At 33.9% G+C, this 22,849-nt stretch carries 23 protein-coding genes; 4 read left to right on the top strand and 19 right to left on the bottom strand.

Annotation, left to right across the window (positions count from 1 at the left end; all coding sequences use genetic code 11):
• Positions 1-14: 14 nt before the first annotated feature.
• From miaA to comGA, 17 genes are all read right to left on the bottom strand, one after another.
• Positions 15-953, bottom strand: a complete 939-nt coding sequence (miaA, locus tag LZ578_RS06440) for a tRNA (adenosine(37)-N6)-dimethylallyltransferase MiaA (RefSeq protein ID WP_235144310.1) — start codon at positions 951-953, stop codon at positions 15-17.
• Between the two features lie 18 nt (positions 954-971).
• Entirely contained in the window at positions 972-2,663 is a 1,692-nt protein-coding gene (gene recN, locus LZ578_RS06435; protein WP_235144309.1) for a DNA repair protein RecN, read from the bottom strand.
• A 38-nt stretch (positions 2,664-2,701) separates the two neighbouring features.
• Positions 2,702-3,538 (bottom strand): TlyA family RNA methyltransferase, encoded by an 837-nt coding sequence (locus LZ578_RS06430; protein WP_235144307.1) that lies wholly within the window; start codon positions 3,536-3,538, stop codon positions 2,702-2,704.
• Positions 3,539-3,555: 17 nt separating this feature from the next.
• Entirely contained in the window at positions 3,556-4,458 is a 903-nt protein-coding gene (locus tag LZ578_RS06425) for a polyprenyl synthetase family protein (RefSeq protein ID WP_235144306.1), read from the bottom strand.
• Between the two features lie 4 nt (positions 4,459-4,462).
• Complete coding sequence (locus LZ578_RS06420; RefSeq protein ID WP_235144305.1) at positions 4,463-4,711, bottom strand: exodeoxyribonuclease VII small subunit; 249 nt, start codon at positions 4,709-4,711, stop codon at positions 4,463-4,465.
• A complete protein-coding gene (gene xseA / locus LZ578_RS06415; RefSeq protein WP_235144304.1) occupies positions 4,704-6,044 on the bottom strand; it encodes an exodeoxyribonuclease VII large subunit in 1,341 nt (446 codons plus the stop codon). The genes LZ578_RS06420 and xseA overlap by 8 nt, the downstream gene beginning before the upstream one ends.
• A 4-nt stretch (positions 6,045-6,048) precedes the next feature.
• Complete coding sequence (gene folD / locus LZ578_RS06410; protein WP_235144302.1) at positions 6,049-6,900, bottom strand: bifunctional methylenetetrahydrofolate dehydrogenase/methenyltetrahydrofolate cyclohydrolase FolD; 852 nt, start codon at positions 6,898-6,900, stop codon at positions 6,049-6,051.
• A gap of 123 nt (positions 6,901-7,023) precedes the next feature.
• On the bottom strand, positions 7,024-7,473 hold the full coding sequence (gene nusB / locus LZ578_RS06405) for a transcription antitermination factor NusB (RefSeq protein ID WP_235144301.1): 450 nt from the start codon (positions 7,471-7,473) through the stop codon (positions 7,024-7,026).
• The gene (locus LZ578_RS06400) at positions 7,470-7,892 is read right to left on the bottom strand and encodes an Asp23/Gls24 family envelope stress response protein (protein ID WP_235144299.1); all 423 of its coding nucleotides are present in this window, start codon (positions 7,890-7,892) and stop codon (positions 7,470-7,472) included. Before LZ578_RS06400 ends, nusB begins: the two co-directional genes overlap by 4 nt.
• Positions 7,893-7,938: 46 nt before the next feature.
• Complete coding sequence (gene efp, locus LZ578_RS06395; protein ID WP_235144298.1) at positions 7,939-8,496, bottom strand: elongation factor P; 558 nt, start codon at positions 8,494-8,496, stop codon at positions 7,939-7,941.
• A gap of 66 nt (positions 8,497-8,562) precedes the next feature.
• Positions 8,563-9,624, bottom strand: a complete 1,062-nt coding sequence (locus LZ578_RS06390; RefSeq protein WP_235144297.1) for a Xaa-Pro peptidase family protein — start codon at positions 9,622-9,624, stop codon at positions 8,563-8,565.
• A gap of 144 nt (positions 9,625-9,768) precedes the next feature.
• Positions 9,769-10,650 (bottom strand): competence type IV pilus minor pilin ComGF, encoded by an 882-nt coding sequence (gene comGF, locus LZ578_RS06385; RefSeq protein WP_235144293.1) that lies wholly within the window; start codon positions 10,648-10,650, stop codon positions 9,769-9,771.
• Positions 10,628-10,954 (bottom strand): type II secretion system protein, encoded by a 327-nt coding sequence (locus LZ578_RS06380; protein WP_235144292.1) that lies wholly within the window; start codon positions 10,952-10,954, stop codon positions 10,628-10,630. Before LZ578_RS06380 ends, comGF begins: the two co-directional genes overlap by 23 nt.
• On the bottom strand, positions 10,935-11,399 hold the full coding sequence (gene comGD, locus LZ578_RS06375; protein WP_235144291.1) for a competence type IV pilus minor pilin ComGD: 465 nt from the start codon (positions 11,397-11,399) through the stop codon (positions 10,935-10,937). Before comGD ends, LZ578_RS06380 begins: the two co-directional genes overlap by 20 nt.
• A 1-nt stretch (position 11,400) precedes the next feature.
• Positions 11,401-11,706: a competence type IV pilus major pilin ComGC gene (gene comGC, locus LZ578_RS06370; RefSeq protein ID WP_235144288.1), complete on the bottom strand. Its 306-nt coding sequence runs from the start codon at positions 11,704-11,706 to the stop codon at positions 11,401-11,403.
• A 1-nt stretch (position 11,707) separates the two neighbouring features.
• Complete coding sequence (gene comGB / locus LZ578_RS06365; protein WP_235144287.1) at positions 11,708-12,772, bottom strand: competence type IV pilus assembly protein ComGB; 1,065 nt, start codon at positions 12,770-12,772, stop codon at positions 11,708-11,710.
• Positions 12,726-13,775 (bottom strand): competence type IV pilus ATPase ComGA, encoded by a 1,050-nt coding sequence (comGA, locus tag LZ578_RS06360; protein WP_235144286.1) that lies wholly within the window; start codon positions 13,773-13,775, stop codon positions 12,726-12,728. The genes comGB and comGA overlap by 47 nt, the downstream gene beginning before the upstream one ends.
• A gap of 166 nt (positions 13,776-13,941) precedes the next feature.
• On the opposite strand from comGA, the gene LZ578_RS06355 reads away from it, so the two are divergent.
• Entirely contained in the window at positions 13,942-14,877 is a 936-nt protein-coding gene (locus LZ578_RS06355) for a YitT family protein (protein ID WP_235144285.1), read from the top strand.
• A gap of 36 nt (positions 14,878-14,913) precedes the next feature.
• Here LZ578_RS06355 and LZ578_RS06350 read toward each other — a convergent pair whose 3' ends face one another.
• Positions 14,914-15,648 (bottom strand): YebC/PmpR family DNA-binding transcriptional regulator, encoded by a 735-nt coding sequence (locus LZ578_RS06350; RefSeq protein WP_235144284.1) that lies wholly within the window; start codon positions 15,646-15,648, stop codon positions 14,914-14,916.
• 193 nt (positions 15,649-15,841) lie between these two features.
• On the opposite strand from LZ578_RS06350, the gene LZ578_RS06345 reads away from it, so the two are divergent.
• The 3 genes from LZ578_RS06345 (at position 15,842) to LZ578_RS06335 (ending at position 21,585) form a co-directional block, all read left to right on the top strand.
• Positions 15,842-17,656, top strand: a complete 1,815-nt coding sequence (locus LZ578_RS06345) for a M3 family oligoendopeptidase (RefSeq protein ID WP_235144283.1) — start codon at positions 15,842-15,844, stop codon at positions 17,654-17,656.
• Positions 17,657-17,795: 139 nt separating this feature from the next.
• On the top strand, positions 17,796-18,752 hold the full coding sequence (locus tag LZ578_RS06340; RefSeq protein ID WP_235144282.1) for a rhodanese-related sulfurtransferase: 957 nt from the start codon (positions 17,796-17,798) through the stop codon (positions 18,750-18,752).
• A gap of 310 nt (positions 18,753-19,062) precedes the next feature.
• Positions 19,063-21,585 carry a transglycosylase domain-containing protein gene (locus LZ578_RS06335; RefSeq protein WP_235144281.1) on the top strand — a complete coding sequence of 841 codons (2,523 nt, stop codon included), beginning with the start codon at positions 19,063-19,065 and terminating at the stop codon, positions 21,583-21,585.
• A gap of 79 nt (positions 21,586-21,664) precedes the next feature.
• Here the strand turns inward: LZ578_RS06335 and ccpA are convergent, their stop codons facing one another.
• Positions 21,665-22,684: a catabolite control protein A gene (gene ccpA / locus LZ578_RS06330; RefSeq protein WP_235144280.1), complete on the bottom strand. Its 1,020-nt coding sequence runs from the start codon at positions 22,682-22,684 to the stop codon at positions 21,665-21,667.
• Positions 22,685-22,849: the final 165 nt, after the last annotated feature.

Below are 22,849 nucleotides of genomic sequence, written 5' to 3'. Positions count from 1 at the left end.
TTCCATTCGGTCTCTTATTTAGCTTTTAAAAAAGCTTCGACTGTTTTATCGATCTCTTCTTGACTATTGGGCTTATTTAAATCAAACCATTGGATTTCATCCATACGATTTCTAAACCAAGTTAATTGTCTTTTTGCATACTTGCGTGAGTTTTGCTTTACTTTTTCAGTAGCAGCTTCAAAACTGATTTCTCCTTCAAAGTACGGAAACCACTCTTTGTAGCCAATACCTTTATATGATTGGGTATCTTTTACGTTTTTCAATTCAAAAAGCAATTTTGCTTCCTCAAGCAATCCTTCTTCAATCATTTGGTCTACGCGTTCGTTGATTCGTTGATAAAGTAACGGACGGTCCGTCGTTAAACCAATCACCAGAGCATCATATCGTTTTTCTTTTTGCTGTTCATTTTGTTCAGAAAACAGTTTACCACTTATTTGAATGGATTCAAGAGCACGAATGACTCTTCTTGAATTATTGACATGAAGTGCTGTCGCAGCAACAGGATCTAGTTGGTTTAGTTTTTCCCAAACTCCTTCAGGTCCTTCTTCATCCAACTGTTTTTGAAGTTTAGAACGATATACTGGGTCTTCCCCTACTCGTCCGAACTCCATATCATATAAAAGTCCTTCAATATAAAGACCCGATCCTCCTGCCAAAATAGGGATTTTACCTTTTTGTTGAATAAGAGAAATGGCTGCTTCTGCATCTGTCTTAAAATCATTGGCTGTATAAAGTTTAGTAACATCCAAAATATCAATTAAGTGATGAGGAACTCCTTCTTTTTCTTGTTCGGTTACTTTTGCTGTTCCAATGTCTAACCCTTTATATACTTGCATCGAGTCACCATTTATAACTTCACCATTCACTTGTTTCGCAATTCGAATGGCTAATGAAGTTTTTCCAACTGCAGTTGGTCCAACAACAACAATTAATTTGGGATAGATATTCCTCACTTCCTCTTTATGATTATATTAAGCCTTTTGCTTCATAGCTAAATCTAATAGCTCATTTGCATGTGCTACAGATAAATCAGTAATATCTGTTCCAGCTAACATACGAGCAATCTCATTGATACGTTCCTTTTTGACAATAGAATGGACATGAGTTTTAGTACGATCACTGTAAACTTCTTTTTCTATATAAAAATGATGGTCTGCCATTGCTGCTACTTGTGGTAAATGAGTAATACAGAGCACTTGTGAATATTCTGAAACCAAATGAATTTTATTAGCGATCGCTTGAGCTACTCTTCCACTCACTCCTGTATCTACTTCATCAAAAATAATACTAGTGATTCCTTGAGTCTGTGTAAAAATAGTTTTCAATGCTAACATCATCCGAGATAGTTCTCCTCCACTAGCAACTTTTGCTAATGGTTTCAGCGGTTCACCGACATTTGTAGCAATATAAAATTCTAAAGAATCTAGACCATCAGAACGGATCATTTGCTTTTCATTTTCATGAAAGTGGACTTCAAAACTAGCTTTCTCCATATATAATTCTTTTAATTGTTTTTCGATTTCTTTTTTCAGTAAAAGTGCGGTCTTTTTTCTTTTTTCAGTTAACTTTTTTCCGACTTCTAGGAGTTCTTTTTTTATTTCATTAAAGGTATTTGTAAGCTTTTCAGCATAACTTTCCCGGTTTGAAATTTTATCTAATTCCAAAGCAATTTTTTGGTAATAGGTCTTTATATCAGAAATTGAACTACCATATTTTCTTCGTAACTGATGAAGGAGTTCCAACCGGATTTCTATTTCATTTAATCTTTCTTCATCATAACTCATCTCATCCATTTCATTCCGAATAGAAAAAGCACATTCTTGAAGTTGATAGTAGGCAGCGGAAAGATCTGAATAAATCGTTTGATAGGTAAGACTAAAGTCTTGAATTTTTTCTAAAGCAGCCATTGCTAAGCCAATTTGATCTAATCCATTTCCTTCGTCCTCTTGTATTGCTCCGTAAGAAAGCGTCAATCCTTGGATAATTTTTTGATAATTCACTAAGCGATTGCGTTCTTCTTCTAACTGCTCTTCTTCCTGATCATCTTCAAGTTTGGCTTCTTCAATTTCATTTATTTGAAAATTCAATAAATCAATTCGTTGAACATTTTCTTTTTCATCAGAAAGAAGTTCTTTTAACTCTGCTTTTGTAGTTTGATAGCCTTCATAAAGTTTTTGATACTGGTTCAAGATTACTTGATCTTCTTCATCTCCAAACCGATCTAATAACATCAAATGCTTTTGGGGATTCATCAATTCTTGATGTTCATTTTGTCCATGAATATCAATTAGGTTTTCAGCGATTTTTCGCAGTACGGCTACAGTAATTATGGTTCCGTTAATCCGTGCCACATTTTTTCCATTTCTTGAAAGTTCCCTTTGTAAAATAATTTGGTTTTCACTTGCTTCAATTCCATATTCGTTTAATAACTCTTTAAGTCGTTGGGAAGATGGCATTTCAAATTGTCCTTGTAACACTGTTTTATTTTCTCCATGGCGGATCAAATCAGCGGACCCTCTTCCACCCGCTAATAAGCCAACTGCATCAATAATAATTGATTTACCAGCGCCAGTTTCCCCGCTTAGTACAGTCATTCCATCTTCAAAGCTTACTTGAAGGTTTTCAATGATGGCAAAGTTTTTAATAGATAACTCTTGCAGCATATAGATTCTCCTTTTGCTCTTGACTAGCGAGGTATGCCCTATTTTAAAATAATTGTTTTATTTTTAAGTATCGAATGAGCCTCTTCAATCACATGAGGAATTGAAACAACATCGGCTATTTCACCTATTTCTAATTCACTGGACTCTAAATGAGCTAAGAACTCAATATTCCCAGTACCACCGGTTATAGGAGAATAACTAATCCCTTTAACATCAAATCCATGAGAAGTAGCTAAGAGTAAAACTTTCTCCAAAACCTCTTGATGAATTTTTGGATCAGATACAATACCTTTTTTACCTACCTTATCTTTTCCTGCTTCAAACTGTGGCTTGATTAAGGCGACCACTGTTCCTCCTGTCGTAATAATCGTTTTAAGAACAGGTAGAATTAATTTAAGAGAAATAAAAGATACATCAATCGTCGCAAATTCAGGTTGACCATGTGTGAAATCTTCTGGTTTACTATATCGAAAATTCACTTTTTCCATTACTATGACTCGTTCATCATTACGAAGTTTCCAATCTAATTGATTGGTTCCAACATCTAAAGCATAACAAAGAGTTGCTCCATTTTGTAAAGAAACGTCTGTAAATCCTCCAGTAGAAGAGCCAATATCTAAAACAATTTTATCCGTTAGGTTTAATTGAAAGATTTGTAAGGCTCTTTCTAGTTTCAAACCACCCCGACTAACATATTTTAAAGACTCCCCTTTTACTTTCAGTTCTGTTGTAAGAGGGATTTTTTCGCCTGGCTTGTCATAGCGTTGATTATTCTGATCATAAATTTGACCAGCCATAATCATTCGTTTTGCTTTTTCACGTGAATCTGATAATCCCTGTTGGACAACCAACAAATCGATTCTTTCTTTTTCCATAGGTCTTCCCCTTGTCATTAAATTTTGACATACTCTAATAATTCAATAAATAGTGAGATACTTGGTTGATCAATTGCAGAGGAATACGCATCATCTTCTAAAGAAGTGATCGCTTTGATAGCCCCATCAATTTCCTCTGTTAGTTTTTCTTTAGCTTTTTCTATCCCTAAAATAGAAGGATATGTATTTTTTTCAAGTTCTTCATCTTTTCCAGTTGCTTTCCCTGTTTCTGTTTCATTAAAAACTACATCTTTCAAATCATTATGAATTTGAAAAGCCAATCCAAGATGCTCTGCATATTCATGCAATGCCTCTACAACCACTTGGTCCACACCTGAATGTACACTCCCTGCAAACGTTGCAAATTCAATGAGTGCTCCTGTTTTTCTTTTATGAATGGACTCCAATTGTTGAATGGTAAGTTCTTTGGATTCTGCTTCAATATCTTCCATCTGGCCAGCAACCATTCCTTTAGGTCCTGCTGCCTCTGCAAGAGAGGAGGTAAGCTGTAGTCGTTCATTTGCAGATAGTTTTTCTTGATTTAAAATAAGTGAAAATGCTGCCGTTAACAAAGCATCCCCTGCTAAGATAGCAATTGCTTCATCAAATTTTCGATGTGTCGTTAAATTCCCTCTTCGATAATCATCATCATCCATGGCAGGTAAATCGTCATGAATTAAAGAGTAGGTATGAATCCATTCAAGCGCTACTGCAGTTGAAAAAGCATCTTCTACGTTTCCTTTTCCGAGTTGAACGGCTGCAAATAAAAGTAAAGGACGAAATCTTTTTCCACCTGATAAAAGGGAATATTTCATCGCTTCTTGTAAGGAATTGCTATCAGCACTGTATTCATATAAAGAGGATACTAAGAAATTATCAAATTTTTCCATATATTGAGATGAAAAAGCTTTTAAGTCCATTTCATTATTCTCCTCCAGCGGTATTCGGCTCTTCAAAATTCTGAACCGTCCCATCATTTCCAATCATCTTCGTTAACGTTCGTTCAGCATTATTTAAAGTTTCTTGACAATATTTGCTCAATTCCATTCCCTCTTGAAATTGGGATAGAGCATCTTCTAATGGTACATCACCTGATTCCAATTGGTTTACTATTTTTTCTAAACCTTGTAAGGCTTCTTCAAAGCTTCGTTTTTCTTTTTTATTTTCAGACATGTTTCTTCTCCTCAATCTTATTTATTTCTGTACGGACATTCCCATCTTTTAAATTAATATTCACGTAATCGCCTACTTTTATTTGTTGAATCGAGTTGACAACCTGGTCTTCTAGCGTGACATAAGAATATCCTCTGGTCATAATTTTAAGTGGACTCAAAAAGTCTAATGATTGCATCAATTGGACCATATCACGTTCTTTTTCTAATAGATAACGTTTCATTGTAACGTGTAAATCCCCATCGATATCTTGTAATTCTTTTTCAAGAAGGCGTATCTTTGTTATTGGGTTAACATTTCGTAATTGCAGAGAAGTTTGTTGGTAGCGGTGCTGTGCTTCGGTTACTCTTTTAATCATTTCATTTTGTAACTGAGTAGTACTTTGATCAACCTTCAACATATGTGCTTCATAAATTCGATTTGGTTGCCTAAAAACATAGGAATGCATCAGACGATTCAATTTCTCTTGACGTACTGCAAACATACTTCGCATTACTTGGTACAATCGTTGCTTTTGGTTTTGGATATGCTGTAGCACATCTGCAAGAACGGGAACAGACAACTCTGCTGCTGCTGTAGGTGTCGCTGCTCTCACATCAGCTACTAAATCGGATAATGTTGTATCCGTTTCATGTCCTACTGATGAAATAATCGGAACGTCCATAGAAAAAATTTGGCGTACGACCTTTTCTTCATTAAATGACCATAAATCTTCAATAGATCCGCCACCACGTCCGATAATAACCACATCATATTCGTTTGCTTCATTAATTTTTTTCAAATTTTTAATAATATCAGGAGCGGAGTCTTTCCCTTGGACCACCGTTGGAAAAAGCACTAACTGTGCGATCGGATATCTTCTTTTAATCGTTGTCATAATATCTCGTATAACTGCTCCGCTGGGACTTGTTACGATAGCAATTTTTTTAGGGAATACAGGCAATGGTTTTTTAGGTGCTGAAAAAAGACCTTCTTTTGCCAATTTATCTTTCAAATCAGTATAAGCTTGATAAAGAGCACCAATTCCATCGGGTTCCATATGTTCAATAATGATATTATAATTGCCACTTGCTTCATAAACATTTACTCTACCAACCAGAAGAATTTTCATTCCTTCTTGAAGTTGGAATTTTAAGCGACTAAACTCTCTTTTGTACATTACTGCTTGGATGACGGCATGATCATCTTTAATACTAAAATATTGATGGTTTTGACGTTTTTTATAGTTGGATATTTCTCCTGTTAAGTATACTCTCTCCAAATACGGATCCGCATCAAATTTCCTTTTAATATATTTAGTTAAAGCAGTTACCGTGAGATACTGTTTGCTCACGAAGTCACCTCAATTCATCTTCTACTTTTTTGATGGTCTGTTCCAATAGCATCGTGATGGTCATGGGACCAACCCCTCCAGGAACAGGAGTAATTTTACTAGCGATTCCCATCGCTCCTTCCGTATCTACATCACCAATTAATTTACCGTGTTCATCTCGATTCATTCCTACATCTACTACAACAGCAGCTGACTTTAAAAAGTCAGCTGTAACAAAGTGTCCACTTCCAATTGCAGAAATTAAAATATCTGCATTTTGAGCTAATTCTTTTAGGTTTTCAGTTCGAGAATGGGCAATCGTTACAGTAGCATTGGCATTCATTAGCATCAAGGCCATCGGTTTTCCTACAATATTGCTTCGTCCAATAACTAAAGCACGTTTTCCTTCTAGTTCTACTCCGTTAGCTTTTAATAAGGTCATAATTCCATAAGGTGTACATGGTAAGGTTGCTTGATTGCCCAACAGAAAGTTCCCCATATTCATTGGATGGAATCCATCTACATCTTTTTCATAACGAATGGATCGAAGTACTTTTTGTTCATCCATTTGTTTGGGTAAAGGTAATTGAACTAAAATACCATGAATCGCTGGATTTTCATTCAATTTTTCTACTTCATTTATCACTTCTTCTTCAGTTGTTGTATCAGGAAGCCGGATGATCGTCGAATGAATTCCTATTTTTTTGGCTTGTCTTTCTTTGTTTCGTACATATGTCTGACTAGCTTTATTTTCTCCTACTAAAATAACTGTCAAACCTGGAATTTTTCCTTTTTCTTTTAATTTATTGACTCGTTCTTTCATCTGAAGTTGCATATCTTGGGCCAATTTTTTCCCGTCGAGTAACTCTGTTTTCATTTCATCATCCCTTCTGCTACGATTTCTGTTCGCTTCTACTATTTTACCATAATCTAGTATTGAACGGGAACACGTGCGATCTTTCCTTTCATATAAAAAAGAAAAACCCCAATGACTCAGTCATTAAGGTTTTTCTGTGCTATCTATCAGATTGGATAATACTCCGTTAATGAATTTCCGTGAACTTTCATCACAATATTCTTTTGCAAGTTCAATTGCTTCATTTAAAGCAACTTTTTGAGGAACTTCTTCATCTTGAGCATATAGCATTTCATAAACAGCTATTTGTAAAATAATTGTGTCGGTTTTGGGTAATCTTTCTAAAGACCAGTTTTTTAAATACGGACGAATGGATTCGTTAATAGCATCCAAATGATCCAATACTCCATCTACTAAACGACTTAAGTAAGGTTGATCGATCATAACTAACCCCTCTTCTGCGTCTTCAATATCGCTTAAGAGTGCCATCTGAATGGCTTCTTCTCTACTTAACTCTTCATTGGAATTTAATTGAAAAATAGTCTGAAGTGCTTTTTCCCGAATCTGGTGTCGGTTTAAGGATGGAAAAGTCACTCGTTTTCCTCCAGTTCTGTATGCATCACTTGGTAATTCTTTCCATCTTCTTTTGGATTAACAAGTCCTACAACATGAACATTTACCATGCTAACTTCTAAATCACTCATGAAAAGAATCTGCTCTTTAATTTTTAGTTGTAATTCCAATGCTACTTTCGGTACTGAGACACCATATTTTACATAACAATATACATCAACAGAAAGACCATTCTCGTCTACTTCTAAGTGGACTCCTTTATTTAAAGAAGAACGTCCTAGTAACTCGTTTACGCCAGTTTTAAACGTTCCTTGCATAGCGTATAGTCCATCAATTTTATTTGCTGCAATACCTGATATTACTTCGATTACTTCAGGTGCAATTTCAATTTTACCTAAATTTACATCTTTATTTGTTAATGGTATTTTTGTTTCTTCCATCGTAAACGTCTCCTTACTTTAATTATTTATATGAATCATTTTCTAGTTATGCTCTAGAAATATAAGAGCTATCTGTCGTATTAATAATTAGTTTATCTCCTACGTTCACAAAGAAAGGTACGTTTACGTATAATCCAGTCTCCATTTTAGCTGGTTTTGAACCACCAGATGCTGTATCGCCTTTAATACCTGGTTCTGTTTCTTCAACGACTAATACAACAGTGTTTGGTAAATCTACTCCAAGAGTTTCTGAACCATACATAATTACATGAACTTCCATATTCTCTCTTAAGAAGTCTAATTCATGTTCAATTTGATCTGAGTTTAATTCAATTTGTTCGTAATTCTCTGTATCCATAAACACATGAGAACCACCTGATTCGTATAAGTACTGCATTTTTTTATTATCAATATGTGCGCGTCCAACTTTTTCACCAGCACGGAATGTTTTTTCTTGAGCCGCACCTGTTCGAAGGTTTTTAAGCTTTGTACGTACAAAAGCTGCACCTTTACCAGGTTTAACGTGTTGGAAATCAACGACTTTCCATAGTCCACCGTCCATTTCAATTGTTAAACCATTTTTAAAATCATTTACTGATATCATGTTTTTTCCTCCTGAGTCGAACTTTTGCTTTAGTTTACCATATTCTGATCGTTTCGTGGTACTTAATTATAGGATTATTAATTCTTTTGTAGAATGTGTAAGGATTTCATTTCCAGTTGCTGTAATAATCAAATCGTCCTCGATCCGAACTCCACCGATTCCATCCAAGTAGATTCCTGGTTCATTTGTTATCACATTTCCCACAACTAGTTTTTTTGGCGCTTTTTGAGAAGTATTTGGACCTTCATGAATTTCCAATCCAATTCCGTGTCCATTTGAATGACCAAAGTAATCACCATATCCATAAGAAGAAATAACATCACGAGCGATACGATCTACTTCGATACCTGTCATACCTGCTTTTGCTTCTTCTAAGACTTTTAATTGTGCTTCTAAAACAATTTTGTATATTTCTTTGAGTTTAGGAAGTGGCTCTCCTACTGAAACCGTTCTTGTCATATCAGATACATAGCCATTATAGTAACAACCAAAATCAAGAGTTACAAAATCTCCTTGTTCAATTAGTTTTTCACTAGCTACACCATGAGGCATAGCGGATCGATAGCCACTCGCAACAATGGTTTCAAAAGAAACACCTGTTGCTCCTAGTTCTCGCATATGAAAATCAAGTTTATTTGCAATTTCAATTTCTGAAACACCTGGTTTGATGTAATCAAGTATGTATTTAAAACCAGCATCTGCAATTTCACATGCTTTTTTGATAATAGCAATTTCTGATTCATCTTTGATTTCTCTCAACTCTTCAACTATTCCTGAAGAAGGTATTAAGTCGCAATCTAACATTGTTTCTAATTGATCAAAACTACGAAAAGAAACATGAGTATCTTCAAATCCTAATTGAATAAGTCCTTTACTCTCAACAATTTTTTTGACTTCATCAAAAATTGGACCATTATTCCGAACGATTTCAAAACCTTTTGCTTGATCCGCTGCTTGTTTTGTATAACGGAAATCAGTTATGAAAAAAGCTTGCTCTTGTGTAATTAAGGCTAAGCCTGTTGTTCCTGTAAAATTTGAAACATAACGTAAATTATAAGGGCTCGTTACTAGGAGTGCATCTAGCTCCTTATTTTTTAAAATTGCTTGTATTTTTGAAAGTCTGCTCATTTCATCTACTTCCTTCCATTTATGTACCATTAATTTTCAAATAACCTTATCCATTATAACAAATAAACCGTGTGTAAGGACAGTATTATGAAAATAGTTGAAAAAGCTTTATTATTTTGGACATTCAAAAACAGCCGATAAGAATCATCGGCTGTTTTTTTGGGGGACAGATCCTTTTTTACTTTCAAATTCATCAGTTTGTTGCGAGTCATTTGTGGGGATTTTTTTTACTATCGTTACTTCTTTCTTCTCACTAAAACCACTTGTTAACTGACTAGTGATTTGATACTGTTCTGATGAGAGGCTAACTATCATGACTTCCCCTATATTAAAACTAAAACTACTTGGCACTTTTTTTCCAGATAAAATAAATTCATCCTTTATTATTTTTTCGGAATAAGCAAAAAGAGTTTGAGATTGGTAATGATTGACTAATGTTTCATATGTATACATTTTATTTTGATAAATGCGAAACGTTCCAAAAAAGCTAAGCTCCAATAAAAAAATACTTACTAAAACTATGGGGAGAATTCCACCTTGTTCATTATTCAATGAATTCAATTCTTTTTCTGTGTATATTTCAATAGGTAGATAGGCCTCCATCTCCTTTTCATTTTTGAACACACTCTGTATTTTTATCCCCCCTATAGCATCTTGAAAATTTAAATCTCGTACTTCTGTAAGCATGGGGACATATCCGGTGTTATCTTTTTGTCTTCTTAATTCGGTTGCTTTTAACATATACGTATACGTAGTTTTTGTACCATCTTCTGACAAAGTAATGATTTTAGGTGTTCTACTTTTTATTTTTTTATTAAGGAGATCATGTTCTGCTTGGTTTAAAAAAATATGCCATTCAATATTTTTCTCATGCTGAAGAGAATCTTTCATATTTTGTGCTGAATGTAAAAGAGAACCAATCAATAAGACGATCAAGCTATTTACAAATAAAGCAAGTAAGCTTTCTAACAAGGTAAATCCTTCTTGATTTTTCAAATTCATTTTAATCGCTAGAAAGATATTCAATAGTAATCACTTCCTGATTGTAATTCGTAATCGTCAATGAATGAACATTTCCCTTCCAACTAGCCACTAACTGATTTCCATCTGAAATACGTTGTCCAAAATTTGTTGGTTCTTTTACTACTATTTCTTGCCTCACATAGTCTTGAGCGAAACGCCAGAACTCAACTTCATTTTTTCGTTCTAGTAATAATTGTCGCATATTTGTTTGGAAGGGAAAAAATGTAAGAATTACTAAACTAATAATGGATAACGCTACAATACTCTCTAATAAAATTGATCCCTTTTCATATTTCAGTTTTTTCAATATGATAACGTCCATTTCCAAATTGAATTTTGATTTTAAAAAGATATCGTTCCGTTCGAAAAATAATGGTTTGTGGAGTGATATACCCTGATGATTTTTTGATCCAATAGGATTGATTTTCTAAGATAGAAACACTCGCTGGTACACTGATTTTTTGATCAATAAAAGTAACATTTCCATTATTTGTTATAAATTTAATTTGAGAAATCCCATTTATTGGTTTACGTAATTCCACTTTTACTGGTTCACCCGTAATAACTGCATAATTTTGGGCATTTTCCCACTGTGTTAAAAAGTCCTCAAAGAAAAATTGTTCGGAAAGTTCGTTTGTATCCATAAAACCTTGAATGGGAATGAGTAAAACGAGAAGCGTTGTAATCGAAAGAACAACTAGCGTTTCAAACAGTGTAAAGCCATTTTGATTTTGAAGAATATTTTTACTCATTTCATTCAATCACTTCTGTAAGAATTCCCCATTCTATTGCTTTTTGTTTTTGTCCATCTGTTATGTACTTCTTTTCAGCTAATACATCTAAAGTAGGTCTTTCACTATTTTTGTACTCATACAAATCTGCTTGTGTTTGAATAACGGTTGTTAATGCCTTCCTGCCATCATCTTCTACATCTTTTTTTGTATTTGCGATATTTGGTATAAATATCAAACTTAGTATAGAAATAATAAATAATACAATTACCATTTCTACCAAAGTAAAACCACGATCATCTTTTAAATACTTTCTAAATTTTTTCATCTTAAAATCCTCCTATCATATTTAGCATGGGCAACATCAATATGGCATAAACAAAAACAACAATGAATCCAATAAATGAAAACAACAAAGGTTGCAATAAATTAATCTTTTTTTCTATATCTTGCATCATCGTTCGATGACATTCTTGACTATAAATTTTTAATTTGACTCCTACCTGACTGGTTAACTCTCCTTGATAGATGATCCAACTTAATTCTTTTCTAAAAAAAGGAAACTGATCAATAATTATCTTTAGATGGTCTCCCTTCTTTAATCCTTCTTCCATTACTAACGAAATTTGATGCATGAATAATGTTGAAGTCTCTGCTTGAAGTGCTTCTACAATTTTGTAAATAGATTGTCCATTTAAGTAAAAGTAAGATAGTTCTCTACTAAATAAAGAACTATAATAATTGAGATACCATTTTCCAATGATTGGTACCTTACAAAAGATGCTTGCCCTTTCCAACACGTTTTTGTGTGAAAGCCATCTTTTTAAAAGGACGTAAATAAGCCCGAAAATGAAAATAGCTCCTAGTAACAGTTGAGGTAGATATTTTAGAAAAAAAAGTAAAATGTAAACAAAATAATTTGTACTCTCTTCATTTGATAGTAAAGATGACTCTAACGTTGGTAATAAAACTTCTCGGATCGCTAATAACATAAATATAGAAAATAGTAATAAGAAAAGAGGATAAACCACTACTTTTTTTAAATTTCCAAATTGTTTTTGTTTTTCAATAATGTGAGTAGAGCAAAGTTTTAATGTATCTGTAAAATTAGCGTGTAGCAAAGAGAGATGGAGTTGACTAATCACTTGTTCTGAAAAGCCAAATTGAATTAATGATTCTGGAAACGATTTTCCTTCTTCCATTTTTTCCATCATACCTTCAATATCTTTCTTTTCTTTTTCCATCATCATTTGAAGAAAAGATAAAGCCTCTCCTAAAGAAAATCCTTCTTTTAATAATTCAGAGAGACGTTCTAAAAAATAACTTTGCTGATGAATCTTCCATTTTTTAGAAGAGTTGATACTCTTGAAAATCTTTCTTTGTAATAAAGCCACATACATAGGCGGTCCGCAACTTTTGGTTCCTTCTTTTAAATTGCGGGTTCCCTCCTTTCTTGTCCATTACTTTTTTTAAAGAGTCTCCGGATATTATTTCAAACAAAACAGCTCTCTTTTGATGAACAGGAAAATGTTCACAAAAAACTGAACAAGGTCCCTCACATATTGCGCAATACTTGTTAATTAACCGTTGGGAAACAATTCCAATCAAAGATTGCTTCAGTTGTTCGTAGGAAACATCTAACTCCAGCATTCGCTCTAATACTCCTAAACATTCTTTTGCATGGATGGTTGCTAATACTAAATGACCAGTCAGTGCACTACGAATAACCATTTTAGCTGTTTCTTCATCTCTAATTTCTCCAATCACAAGAATATCTGGATGATGCCGTAAACTTTGTTTAATTAAGGCAGAATAACTAATACCAGCCTTTTCATTTATTTGTGTTTGTAAAAAATTGGGTTCTTTAATTTCTACTGGATCTTCCATCGTAATGATTTGGATTGGTTCTGTTGCATATTTTTTGCGTAAAAGATGATAGATGGTTGTTGTTTTACCAGAACCAACAGGCCCAGAAAAAAGGATAAGCCCACTTTTATAATTTAAAAGTTTTTCTAAGTGCAGGGAATCTTTTTTGAAAAACACTTGCATATCTTCATTCAATTCATTTGTTTGAGAATATAAAATTCTTAAAACGAGGGATTCTTGATACAGGTAATTGGATATAGTAGACAATCTGAGTTCAATGGTAGTTTGATCTACTAAATAGCTACAAGAACCTGACTGGGGTTTTCGTCTCTCCCCTACATCCATATTTGATAGGAATTTAAAATATGAAATCAATCTTTCTCCAAGCTCTAAAGGATACTCTGACACCTTTTGCATTCCCGTAGAAACTCGAAAATGAATTTTATAACTAGTTTGGTCAGGAAGGATATGAATATCGCTGACTCCTCTACTAACTGCTAGTTTCAATAAATCTGCTGCTCTCTTCTCCAATGAAATCCTCCTTCCTATTATTTTTGTACATACATAGTATAAATACGTGTTTTAATGAATTTTCATTTTTTGTTTATCTTTTTAGAAGAGATTTCTTTATTTTAGTTAAAAAGTATTTAAAATTTGCTATACTAGTAAAGGTTTTATATAAAAGGAGGGATTTACTTTGAAAAGAGGTCTAAGTAGATCAATTTTTCTATCTGTCATAGGAGCATTCATATTTTCAATAGCAATTAACATGTTTTCCATCCCCAATAATTTAGGTGAAGGTGGAGTTACAGGACTAAGTTTAATGATTTTTTATGTGTCAGAGATTCCTGTTTATATTTCTACGATTGTATTCAATGGATTTATTTTATTAATTGGATATCGATATTTAGATAAACGTACTATGCGACTCACTATTTTTGCGACTATCTTGACATCTATTTTTCTTTACCTTACTGCTGATTGGAATTTCATAATGGAACATGCTATTTTAGCCCCACTTTGTTCAGGAGCTTTGGTAGGTTTTGGAATTGGAGTGATTTTTCAAGCCGGTGGTTCAACTGCAGGAACAGATATTATTGCCTTAATTATTAATAAATATTTTGGATGGAGCACTAGTGTTTCATTACTCATCCTAGATATTCTGATTGTAGTCCCTTCTATCTTTATTATTGGATTAGAGAATGTCGTTTTAACGATTGTTCATCTTTATGTTCAAACGAAAGTATTAAATTTTATTCTAGAAGGCTACAATCCTAAAAAATCTGTAATGATTATTTCGGAGAAACACCAAGAAATTGCAAATGAAATTGACCGTTTATTAGGAAGAGGCATGACTTTATTCAATGCTGAAGGATATTTTAGGAGTAATCCTACAAAAGTAATTATGGTCGTTATTAGCCGTCAACAAGTGATGCCTCTAAGTAGATTAGTGAAACAAATCGATCCAAACGCATTTGTTGTCTTAACAGAGGTTCAAAGTGTCACTGGTGAAGGTTTTTCATATGTACTATCGGATGAAGAATCACAACAAAAAATTAACGAATTTGTTGAAATAGGTGAAAATTTACCTACGGATGCAGATGCTAGAAAGAAACGAAAAAAAAGAAGTTGAGAGAATTAATTCTCTCAACTTCTTTTTTACATTTCATTATGATTCTGAAAGTTCTGCATTATGGAACACTTCAGAAACATCATCGTCATCTTCTAATTTTTCAATCATTGTTAAAAATAGTTCTTCTTTATCAGGATCAACCTGTACCATTATTTGTGGAACCATTGTTGACTCCGTTTGAGCAAGTATATACCCTTCAGCTTGTAAGGCATCTCGAACATCTGCTAGATCAGAAGGATTCGTGTAAATTTCAAATACTTCATCACTTGTCTCCAATTCTTCTCCGCCAGCCTCTAACACACTCATCAACATTGTATCTTCGTCTACATCTAAATTTTCCCGATCAATTGCAATGTACCCTTTTCTTTCGAACATATAACTAACAGAACCTGTTTCTCCAAGAGAACCACCATTTTTATTGAAAGCAACTCGAATATTTGTAGCAGTTCGATTACGATTGTCAGTCAGTGTATGAACCAATACGGCAACACCATTTGGACCATACCCTTCATAATTTACTTCTTCGTAATTTTCACCCTCACCAGCTGTAGTTGCTTTTTTTATAGCTCGATTAATATTGTCATTTGGCATATTTGCTGCTTTCGCTTTATCAACTTTTAAACGTAAAGCTGGATTTGTAGCAGGGTCAGGACCACCATTCTTTGCTGCTACATAAATTTCTTTGGAAAACTTTTGAAATACTTTTCCTCTTTGTTGATCGGCCGCACCTTTTGAATTCTTAATTTTACTCCATTTTGAATGTCCTGCCATTCAAATCCCTCTTCTCTTCTTATTTACATTCTCTTATTTTATCAATTTTACGAGCAGATGGCAATTAGTACTTAAATGTTCTTAGGCTAATTTTCATCGAAATCTTAGAATTCTTTTGCTTTTTCCATCTTCTTCAACTAAAGTTAAGCATATGTAATACAAATATAGTATAGATTTGGAAAGGAATTATATTATGAAATATCAACAAACATGGGATTTGGAGTCCATTTTTACAGGAGGTAGTCATTCAACTACTTTACAAGAGAAACTAACGACCGTTCGTTCCCTCTTAGATCAGTACCACTCTTTAAATGACAGCTGGGAGCCAGAAAAAGATAAACCTGAATATTCTATACTCTCAGAGTTATTAGATAAGAGCGATGAAATTCAGCGTGCTATTTCTCAATCAAACAGCTTTATTACCGCCGTTCAATCTGCAGACGTAACAGATACACACGCTGGAATTGTAAAAGATCAAATATCCCAATTAAGAAGTCGTTTTTCTATTTTAAACACATCTTTGACTAAAAAAATTGCAGCTATTTCTGAAAAAGATTTTAAAAAATTACTTGAACTAGATTCCTTTCTCCCCATTCAATTTGCACTAACTGAAATCCGTGAAGAAGGCTCTAGATTATTAAGTGAACCGGAAGAAAAAATTCTTTCCATGCTTCGACCAGATGGATTTAATGGATGGAGTTCTCATTATAATACATTGGTTTCCTTCATAAAAATTCCAGTTGAAGATAAAAACGGAAAGATTCAGGAGCTATCTGCAGGACAAGCAATGAACCGGATGTATTCTGATCCAGATCCTGAAATTCGAAAAAAAATATTCGGTGAATGGGAAAAAGCTTGGGGAGAAAATGCTCCGTTGTTTGCAGACACCTTAAATCGACTGCAAGGATTCCGTTTAGCCGATTATCAACTACACGGTGTTGACGATTTCTTAGAAAAGCCATTACGCTATAACCGTATACAAAAAGAAACATTAGATACGATGTGGGATGCCATTAGCTCTAGTAAACAACCTTTCTTCGACTTTTTAGATCGGAAAGCAGCTTTGATGGGGAAAGACAAACTTGCTTGGTATGATGTAGAAGCACCCATATCTGTTGGTGATTTTGAACCCAGAATATTCAGTTATGATGAAGCTGTAGATTTTATTATTGAAAATTTCCGTACGTTTGGTCCAAAATTAGCAGACTTTGCTCAAAATTTAGTAGACAAACAGTGGGTAGAAGCTGAAGATCGCGCTGGAAAACGCCCTGGTGGATATTGTACAGGTTTACCAGAATCAAAAGAATCACGAATATTCATGACCTTCACTGGTTCGTCAAGCGATATGAGTACTCTTGCTCATGAAATCGGTCATGCTTTCCATTCTTATACCATGTGGGACTTGCCTTTAAAAAATACGAACTATGCAATGAACGTAGCAGAAACGGCATCCACTTTTGCTGAAACATTAGTGTCTAGTGCAACTGTAGATGCAGCTAAATCGGAGGAAGAAAAAATCTCTCTTTTAGACACTAAATTAGAAGGCGCAACTTCAATGTTTATGAATATTCATTCTCGATTTTTGTTTGAAAAATCATTTTATGCAGAACGACAAGAAGGATTAGTTTCAGCTGATAGACTTTCCGAGTTAATGGAAGCAGCACAAAAAGAAGCTTACCAAGATCACTTGAGTGAACTTCATCCTCATTTTTGGGCCTCTAAATTACATTTCTTCATTGATAACGTACCATTTTATAATTTCCCTTATACATTTGGTTTCCTATTTAGTTTAAGTATTTTTGCTGAGTATAAGAAAAATCCAGATGGATTTGAGGGAAAATATATAGCTCTATTGAGAGATACAGCAGTTATGAGCACTGAAGATTTAGTCTTGAAACATTTAGGAAAAGATATAACTAAACCAGATTTTTGGAAACAAGGAATAGAAATAATGGCTGAAGATGCTAGAAGTTTTATTGAATTAACAGATAAATACATAAAAAAATAATTGGCTTTACCCGCTAAATATTAGCGGGTTTCTTTTTTAATATACTTTTTACTTTCTTCTAATTAGAAAAGTAGATTTTGATTGATTAGAAGTGTATAATTAATAGTTGGATACAAAGCGTAAAATGGAGGAATAAAAAATGAATGAACAATATCGTGTCTTACTTTACTATAAATATGTAACAATTGAAAATCCAGAAATGTATACACAAGAACATCTCAATTTTTGTAAAAACTTAGGTCTAAAAGGAAGGATTTTAGTTGCAGAAGAAGGAATCAATGGAACAGTTTCCGGTACTTATGAACAAACAGAAGCCTATATGGATTACATGAAACAAGATTCACGTTTCGAAGATATTATGTGGAAAATAGATGAATCAGATGGACATGCTTTTAAAAAAATGTTTGTTCGCTTTCGTCCAGAAATAGTAACTTTAAATTTAGAAAAAGATGATTTAGATCCAAATGAAGTAACGGGTCAATATCTTTCTCCTAACGAGTTTAAGGAAGCAATTTTAGATGAAGATACGATTGTAATCGATGCACGAAATGACTATGAGTATGATTTAGGTCATTTCCGTGGTGCCGTTCGACCTGATATTCATAATTTCCGTGAATTACCAGAATGGATACGAGAAAACAAAGAACAGTTTATGGACAAACGAGTTGTTACCTACTGTACAGGTGGAATACGATGTGAAAAATTTTCGGGTTGGCTTCTAAAAGAAGGATTTGAAGATGTGGGACAACTCCATGGTGGAATTGCTACTTACGCAAATGATCCTGAAGTTCAGGGAGAACTATGGGATGGAAAAATGTACGTCTTTGATACTCGTATCGGAGTAGATATTAATAAAAAAGAACATGTTGTTGTAGGTAAAGATTGGTTTGATGGCTCTCCATGCGAACGATATGTGAATTGTGCAAATCCAAAATGTAATCGACAAATGCTATGTTCGGAAGAAAATGAATTTAAATATATGAGAAGTTGTTCTCACGAATGCCGTACTAGTTCTCCTAATTTATATGTCATACAAAATAATCTCTCTGAAAAAGAAGTAGAAGAACGACTTGCTACAATCGAAGAAAATAAATAGTTATAATCAAAGAAATCAGTAGTTATATTACTAACTGATTTCTTTTTTTGTTCCAATAGTGTAAGAGAATAGCCATCGAAAAGCTTATCTGATATAATAGCACAGACTACGAATGAAGAAAGAGGGATGAAATGAATAATTCGAATGAACCTAAATTCGACGAGTTCCTTGCTCAAGTAAAGGAATTATGGAATAATTTTTATTCCAAGATGGTTTTATTTTTAAAAAATCAAAAAGACAGATACAACTTCAAGCAACTAAACTTAAGGAAGCCTATATTGATAATGACACTTCTGAAAAAGGAAAAGCATTGGCTAAAAAAGGCTTAAAAACAGGTGCGTTTGGCTTTAACATCATTTACGGAGTTTTTAAAAATATGATGATTGTACTAGTTGTTTTACTATCTCTAATTGGATTTTTAGGGTTAGGAACAGGAATGGGATTCTTTGCAGCATTAATTTCAGAAGAAAAACCACCGACAGAAGAAGAAATGGCGCAAGCTATTGGAAATGTAGAACTAGTCTCTAGCATGCATTATAATGATGGAAATTTAATTTCAGAAATCCGGACAGATTTGCATCGGACGATGGTGACGGGTGAAGAAATTTCTCCTTTAATCAAAAAAGGCTTAATCTCGACAGAGGATGAATATTTTTATGAGCACAATGGGATCGTTCCAAAAGCAGTTCTTCGAGCATTAATAACGGAAGCAACAGGAATTGGTGAAACAACGGGAGGCTCTACCCTTACCCAGCAACTCATCAAACAACAAATTTTATCCAGTGAAGTAACTTTTTCACGAAAAGCAAATGAAATATTACTAGCAATGCGTCTAGAAAATTATTTTGATAAAGATGAAATTTTAACAGCCTATTTGAATGTTTCTCCTTTTGGTAGAAATAGTGCAGGTTCAAATGTAGCTGGAATTGAAGAAGCAGCCACAGGAATTTTTGGTGTAAAAGCCAATGAAGTATCCTTACCACAAGCAGCATTCCTTGTTGGTTTACCTCAAAATCCATATGGATATACTCCTTTTACCGTTGAAGGTGAAAGAAAAGAGGATACATCCGAAGGTGTTGAGCGAATGCAAGCTGTTCTCTACCGAATGTATGCAGAAGAAGAAATAACAAAAGCGGAATATGAAGAAGCAATCGCATATGATATTACACAAGACTTCATTACTGCACAAGAATCTGATTTAAATCAAAATAATTATCTTTACCAACAAGTTGAAAAACAAACGATCGAAGTTCTGATGACACAAGAAGCAGAAAAAAATGGATTAACATTTGAGGAATTAGATGCAAATGTAGATTTATATAATGAATATTATTTCCGCAACCAGACGTTACTAAATAGTTCCGGATACAAAGTATACTCTACAATTAATAAAGATATCTACGCAGCTATGCAACAAGCAGTAGCTGAGTATGGTGGAAATCTTGGGCCTACCTTTATAGACACTTACATCCATGAAGAAACCGGAGAAACGATGGAAGTAACGGAATTAGCACAATCAGGTAGTATTATGATAGAAAACCAGACTGGAAAAATACTAGGATTTATTGGTGGACGAGATTTTTCGATTGATCAAAACGACCATGCTTTTGATGCCTATCGTTCCCCTGGTTCAACGATCAAACCACTTGCCGTTTATGGTCCAGCAATAGAAATGAATCTCATTACACCAGCTACGATGTTACCCGATAGTCGTACAGGAATTATTCAGCCAGATGGCAGTGAGTGGGATGTTTCTAACATTGGTGGAGTTATTTCAAATACGTTAGTACCTGCTCGTAAAGCATTGTATAACTCAATGAACAACCCGACAGCCAAACTTTATTATGAAATGTTAACCAATGGAATGGAACCTTATCAGTTTATGGATAAAATGAATTATAAAAAGATTGACGATACTAAAATAAATCCTGCATTTTCATTAGGATCAACTTTGACCTCTATTGAAGAGCAAACCAATGCTTTTAGCGTATTTGCTAACCAAGGGAAATTTATTGATTCATATTTAATTGAAAAAATAGAAGATGCAAATGGTAATCTTGTTTTTCAACATGAGTCTGAACCCGTTGAAGTGTTCTCCCCTCAAGCTGCTTACTTAACGTTAGATATCCTTCGTGATGTTATTAATTTAGGCTTTTCTAATCAAGTAAATGGGTATTTAAACTTTAGTGCTGACTTTGCAGCTAAAACTGGTACAACAGAATTTAATGAAGACTATTGGTTTATTGGTAGTACACCTACCGTTACTCTCAGTTCTTGGGTAGGTTATAATAATGCCATAGAAAAGCATACATTCTATGATCCAAATAGCACAGGTGCCCCTTCTTCCAACAATATGCGGTATTGGTCTCTCATTGCTAATAAAATTAATGAAGTAGATCCAGAAGTGTTTGGAACAGAATTGACACATGCAAAACCAGAAGGAATCGTGGAGGCCCAATTTGTTGCAGAGACAGGAACCCTTCCTGGAAAAGTAGCGATTCCTGGAACTTCTATTACTGCAAACATTGATGGCAGTAAAAATACCGAAATTTTTAAATCCGATAACTTACCTAAAGCAATTACATATGATTTTGTACCTGGTGCCAACCAGAATGACTTAAAAAATCTTTTCTGGGATAAGTTTGAGAAAAAAGCTAAAGAAGAACAAGCGAAAAAAGAAGCAGAAGAAAAAAGAAAACAAGAAGATGCTAAGAAAAAACAAGAAGATACACAAAAACAAGAAGCAGAAAAAGCTAAAGCTGACGCTGAAAAGAAAAAGCAAGAAGAAGAAAAGAAAAAAGAAGAAGCAGAAAAAGAGAAGGATGACGATTAATCACCCTTCCCTCTATTCTAATAAAAACGGAGTGGGAGTTGATCCCCACTCCGTTTTTTCTATTTTTATTTAGTTAGTTTTACTCTTGTTCCAACGAATCAGTTGTAGTACCTCGGTATGCAATTTTGTATGGCAAAGTAATTGTTTTTTCATCTACTTCTTCTTTGTTCATAATTTTAGTCAAAAGACGCATGGATACAGCACCAATATCATAAAGTGGCAACATAATAGAACTTAGCTTTGGACGTGCCATTTCAACAATTTTAGAATTGTTTGTTGTAATGATTTCGAATTCTTCTGGTACATTCACACCAGAAAGAATCAGTCCATTTAATAAGCCAATTGCTAGCTCATCATCAGAAACAAATGCCGCTGTAACTCCTGTTTCAATTAGCTGCTGTGCTAATTTTTCACCATTTTCTACATTCGTTTTTCGTTCATATACTAACGTTTCATCAAAAGCGATCCCTGCAGAAAGTAAAGCATTCTTATATCCTTTCAAACGATACTGACCATTAATAGGATTGCTTAACGGACCTGAAACAAAGGCAATTTTACTCTCACCATTTTTAATCATTTTACTCAAAACATTTTCGGTTGCTGCAATATAATCAATGTTTACACTACCAACTTGTTGTTCTGGATCCACTGTACCTGCTAATACAACTGGCGTTCTCGATCGGGAAAATTCAGCACGAAGTTCTTCTGAAATAGTATTTCCCATATAAATGATTCCATCAACTTGTTTTGCAAGTAGCGTATTCAATACTTGTGTTTCTTTTTGTTCATTTTCATCTGAATTTGCTAAAATAATATTATATTTATACATCGTCGCAATATCATCTATCCCTCTTGCTAGAGAAGCAAAGAATAAATTAGTAACATCTGGAATAATTACTCCAACCGTTGTTGTTTTCTTGCTTGCCAATCCACGAGCCACTGCATTCGGTCTATAATCTAATTTCTCAATAACTTCTAATACCTTTTTACGTGTAGATGGTTTTACGTTCGGGTTACCATTGACTACCCTTGAAACAGTTGCCATAGAAACATTAGCTTCACGCGCAACATCATAAATTGTAATTGTTTGTTTGTCCATAGTGATTCCTCCATTTATTTTTATTTTATTTAATTTTTAAAAATTAATTTTAAATTGTCTCTAGAAAAAATTTACCATTCTTTTAATAATATTGCAAGCGTTTTAAGAGTGTTTTCATGAAAGTTTCAAAAACTTCTTTCATTTTTCATAAACCGGTTTATTTTC

Source organism: Jeotgalibaca sp. MA1X17-3 (assembly GCF_021513155.1).
Classification (GTDB): Bacteria; Bacillota; Bacilli; order Lactobacillales; family Aerococcaceae; genus Jeotgalibaca.
The sequence above is the reverse complement of the archived record's forward strand: the minus strand, read 5'-3'. Positions and strand labels throughout refer to the sequence as shown.

Excerpts from the sequence above, each read along its gene's own strand:
- LZ578_RS06430 (WP_235144307.1), bottom strand. The coding sequence starts at position 3,538 with ATGGAAAAAGAAAGAATCGATTTGTTGGTTGTCCAACAGGGATTATCA.
- LZ578_RS06420 (WP_235144305.1), bottom strand. The coding sequence starts at position 4,711 with ATGTCTGAAAATAAAAAAGAAAAACGAAGCTTTGAAGAAGCCTTACAA.
- LZ578_RS06340 (WP_235144282.1), top strand. The coding sequence starts at position 17,796 with ATGAATGAACAATATCGTGTCTTACTTTACTATAAATATGTAACAATT.
- comGC (WP_235144288.1), bottom strand. The coding sequence starts at position 11,706 with ATGAAAAAATTTAGAAAGTATTTAAAAGATGATCGTGGTTTTACTTTG.
- comGD (WP_235144291.1), bottom strand. The coding sequence starts at position 11,399 with ATGAGTAAAAATATTCTTCAAAATCAAAATGGCTTTACACTGTTTGAA.
- ccpA (WP_235144280.1), bottom strand. The coding sequence starts at position 22,684 with ATGGACAAACAAACAATTACAATTTATGATGTTGCGCGTGAAGCTAAT.
- LZ578_RS06350 (WP_235144284.1), bottom strand. The coding sequence starts at position 15,648 with ATGGCAGGACATTCAAAATGGAGTAAAATTAAGAATTCAAAAGGTGCG.
- LZ578_RS06345 (WP_235144283.1), top strand. The coding sequence starts at position 15,842 with ATGAAATATCAACAAACATGGGATTTGGAGTCCATTTTTACAGGAGGT.
- recN (WP_235144309.1), bottom strand. The coding sequence starts at position 2,663 with ATGCTGCAAGAGTTATCTATTAAAAACTTTGCCATCATTGAAAACCTT.
- LZ578_RS06425 (WP_235144306.1), bottom strand. The coding sequence starts at position 4,458 with ATGGACTTAAAAGCTTTTTCATCTCAATATATGGAAAAATTTGATAAT.
- LZ578_RS06400 (WP_235144299.1), bottom strand. The coding sequence starts at position 7,892 with ATGGAAGAAACAAAAATACCATTAACAAATAAAGATGTAAATTTAGGT.
- LZ578_RS06390 (WP_235144297.1), bottom strand. The coding sequence starts at position 9,624 with ATGAGCAGACTTTCAAAAATACAAGCAATTTTAAAAAATAAGGAGCTA.
- efp (WP_235144298.1), bottom strand. The coding sequence starts at position 8,496 with ATGATATCAGTAAATGATTTTAAAAATGGTTTAACAATTGAAATGGAC.
- folD (WP_235144302.1), bottom strand. The coding sequence starts at position 6,900 with ATGAAAACAGAGTTACTCGACGGGAAAAAATTGGCCCAAGATATGCAA.